A 1,046-nucleotide genomic window follows, 5' to 3' on the forward strand; every position below is an offset into this window, starting at 1 on the left:
CCCAAATTGTCAAATTAAGCTAGACATTTTACGTAACTCAGAAAAACCTGATATGGTGTTCGATAATTTAAAGATTTCCTAGGAATTCTATTTCGTTTATCAGTGATAGCTGATAAATATTTCTGAGGAATACCATTGAAATCCATTTGCTTTGGTAGTCCATGACGTCTTAATAAACCATTTGAATGTTCATTTAACCCACGTTGACCAGGGCAACCTGGATCCGCAAAGAAAATATCAATGTCGTGTTGGTTGGCTATTGTCTTCCAATTAGAGAATTCTTTCCCACAATCAAAAGTGACAGATTTAAAGAGATGTTTTGGGAATTGTGACAGCCATCTATTTAGTGACTGCTCAATGTCGCTAGCTTTTCGACCATTGGTTTGAAGTGTGATAATAGCTTTAGATTGCTTCTCTACCAAGGTGACAACAGCACTTTTGTGATGTTTACCAACGATTGTATCTCCTTCAAGATGTCCAAATTCTGTATCAAAATCTGGATAGATTTCTGAACGCTCACGGATATCCCTCCTAAAAGCTTGTTTGCCACGTTTTTCGGCTATACCATTTGGTTTGCGTTTTCCCTTCCATGGTAAATCAGCTTTCTTGAAGATACCACGGTCAGCTAGGCGATAAAGAGTTCTCATAGAACAAGGGATTTTATCGGGATAAGTTCCTTTGACAACATCCAAACTCCAATTAAGTTCTAAATGCCTTTGAATAAAATCTTGTTCACTTTGAGTGAGTTGGGTCTGACGACGACCACAACGTTTCTTGTTAGCTTTGTAGTCCTTGTAGTAATCATAAGCAGTGTGGCCAGCCTTGAGATAAGCAATGACCTTATGAATCGTTTGTCTTGATCTTTTGAGGGATTGACAAATATGGCTAACGGCTATTCCTTCTTTGTAATAAGCCTCTATCATGACAAGTTCATTTGTGGTAAGATGGGTATAGGTCATTTATGTTAGTTCCTTTCAGACAAATGTGGTGTTTATCTGAGCCTAACATAAATGGCTTTTTTCTGTCTAGCTTAATTTTACAAATTA

1 protein-coding gene is annotated in these 1,046 nt (G+C 37.4%); it reads right to left on the reverse strand.

What is annotated here, in order from left to right; translation table 11 throughout:
• Nucleotides 1-14: 14 nt before the first annotated feature.
• Nucleotides 15-959 carry an IS30 family transposase gene (locus HMPREF9171_RS102775; RefSeq protein WP_000222594.1) on the reverse strand — a complete coding sequence of 315 codons (945 nt, stop codon included), beginning with the start codon at nt 957-959 and terminating at the stop codon, nt 15-17.
• Nucleotides 960-1,046 lie beyond the last annotated feature (87 nt).

This window comes from Streptococcus agalactiae ATCC 13813, assembly GCF_000186445.1.
In the GTDB taxonomy this organism is placed as follows: Bacteria; Bacillota; Bacilli; order Lactobacillales; family Streptococcaceae; genus Streptococcus; species Streptococcus agalactiae.

Excerpts from the sequence above, each read along its gene's own strand:
- HMPREF9171_RS102775 (WP_000222594.1), bottom strand. The coding sequence starts at position 959 with ATGACCTATACCCATCTTACCACAAATGAACTTGTCATGATAGAGGCT.